Source organism: uncultured Christiangramia sp. (assembly GCF_913046405.1).
Lineage (GTDB): Bacteria > Bacteroidota > Bacteroidia > Flavobacteriales > Flavobacteriaceae > Christiangramia > Christiangramia marina.
Window position 1 is genome coordinate 1 of the sequence record NZ_CAJWRQ010000164.1, and the last position, 2,769, is coordinate 2,769.

1 protein-coding gene is annotated in these 2,769 nt (G+C 39.3%); it reads right to left on the bottom strand.

The genetic code is table 11. The features are described 5' to 3' along the window. On the bottom strand, positions 1-2,769 hold a 2,769-nt coding region (locus tag QZ620_RS13775), incomplete at both ends, for a CusA/CzcA family heavy metal efflux RND transporter (RefSeq protein WP_295182758.1).

Below are 2,769 nucleotides of genomic sequence, written 5' to 3' on the forward strand. Positions count from 1 at the left end.
TTATACTGGTTACTCCTTCTTCTTTTAAAGAATTGAATCTATTTATTAGTACCAGTCCGTTTAAAACTGCAACACCAAACAGAACAATGAAGCCTACACCTGCGGAAATGCTAAATGGCATACCTCTTAACCAAAGGGCAAAAACACCTCCGATAGCAGCCAATGGTATCGCCATATAGATCATGATAGATTGGGAAAAAGATTTTAAGGCAAAATATAGAAGCACGAAAATCAGGAATAAGGCTATCGGTACCACAATCACTAATCGGTCTTTGGCACTCTGAAGGTTTTCGAACTCCCCTCCATAAGTAATATAATAACCTGGTGGCAATTCTAATTCCTCATCTAATTTTTGCTGAATGTCGTTCACCACAGACTCTACATCCCTTCCCCGGGCGTTTACACCCACATAGGTTCTTCTGTAGGTATCATCTCTTGAAATTTGCATAGGCCCCGGAACATACTCAATATCTGCTATTTCTTTTATAGGCACCTGAGTTCCGTCTGGAAGATCGATATACATACCACGCAAATCATCAATATTCTTTCTATGATCTTCATCAAATCTCACAACTAAATCGAATCGCTTTTCACCTTCAAAAATGACCCCTGCCGTTCCTCCGGCAAATGCTGTACTTATATAATCATTGACTTTCTGAATATCCAGTCCATATTGGGCAACTTTATCACGGTTAAATCTAACTGTCATTTGTGGGAGACCGGAGGTTCTTTCAGCATTAACATCACCAGCTCCAGGTACAGTTTGGATAATATTGGCCATTTCCTGCACTTTTTCTGACAATACCTCTAAATCCTCACCGTACAACTTAACCGCAATATCTTCTCTAACCCCTTCTAATAACTCATTAAATCTCAATTCTACAGGTTGAGTAAACACTAGATTAACACCTGTAAGATCTTCATTTAGTTTTTCCTTAATCTGTTCAATAAGCCCTTCTTTAGTTTCAGAACTTGTCCATTTATCTTTGTCCTTCTCAAGGATTAAGTACATATCGGCAATATCCATTGGCATGGGATCTGTGGGAATGTCAGCTACTCCAATTCTGGCCGTTACCGTTTTAATTTCAGGAAAGTTTTCTAAAAGTATATTTTCAATTTTTTTTGAAACTTCAATAGACTCTGTTAGTGAACTACCTGGTCTTATTAGAGCCTGCATGGCGATATCTCCTTCATCAAGTTGAGGCACAAATTCTCCTCCCATTCGGGAAAAAAGAAAACCGGCTATCACAAGTAAAACAGCGGCAGATCCAATAACGATGAGCTTCAATTTTAATGCTCCTTTCAATAAAGGCATGTATACTTTTTGTATTCCGCCAATTATCTTGTCACTTATTTTCTCCAGCCAGCGTTCAAATTTTCCAAACCAGTTCTTTTTATTCTGAATTGGTTTCATGAATAAGGCTGACATCATAGGCACGTAGGTAAGACATAAGAAGATAGCACCTATCATGGCAAAACCAAAGGTGTAAGCCATCGGCTTAAACATTTTACCTTCCACCCCGGTAAGGAAAAGAATGGGTGTAAATACGATAAGAATTATAATTTGTCCAAAAAATGCAGAACCCATCATCGTACTTCCTGCATCATAGGCTACCTCATCCATTTTCGCCTGATTGAATTTTACTTTTCCAGATCTAATCCGTTTTTGTATTTCATATACCGTACCCTCAATTATAATCACTGCACCATCTATTATAATTCCGAAGTCGATTGCCCCCAAACTCATTAGATTGGCCCATACATTGAATTGCTTCATCAATATAAAAGCGAAAAGAAGTGATAATGGAATGGTGGTAGCTGTTATAAGTCCACCTCTTAAACTACCTAGTAATATTACCAGGGCGAAGATCACGATTAAAGCTCCTTCCAGTAAATTTGTTTTAACGGTGTCGGTTGTTCGTGCTATTAATTTACTTCGGTCAATTATCGGTGCTATGGTCAAACCTTCAGGAAGGGACTTCTCGACTTCAGCCATACGATCCTTGACATCCTGAATGACTGCGTTAGGATTCGCACCTTTCAGCATCATGATGATTCCTCCGACGGCTTCCTCCCCATCCTGGGTAAAAGCTCCATAACGTACCTGATTTCCAAACTGAACATTTTCCGCAACATCACCAATCGTTATTGGGATTGCATTTTCCGTGGTAATCGCAATTTTCTTGATATCCTCCAGTGAACGGATTAAGCCCTCACCCCTAATAAAATTTGACATTTTATTTTTCTCGATATAAGCCCCACCGGTATTCACATTGTTCCGTGCCAGCGCCTCATAAACTTCAGAGATACTTATACCCATACTGTTTAATTTCTCTGGGTTAATTGCTACCTCATATTGCTTTATGGAACCACCAAAAGAATTCACTTCCACCACACCTTCCAGTAAAGTTAGTTGCCTTTTCACTATCCAGTCCTGAATAGTTCGCAGTTCCATGGGGGAATATTCAGTTTCGTATCCTTCTTTTGGCTTTATGGTGTATTCATAAATTTGACCCAAGCCAGTTGAAATTGGCCCCATAGCAGGACTTCCAAATTTATCAGGAATGGTCTCTCCTAATTCATTAAGCTTTTCCTGTACTAGTTGACGTGGAAGATAGGTTCCCATATCATCTTTGAAAACAATAGTTACTACCGAAAGGCCAAAGCGTGAGATAGACCGAATTTCTGTAACCCCAGGTAAATTACCCATCGAAAGTTCTACGGGATAGGTTACAAATTGTTCAATATCTTCTGTGGCAAGATTTGGCG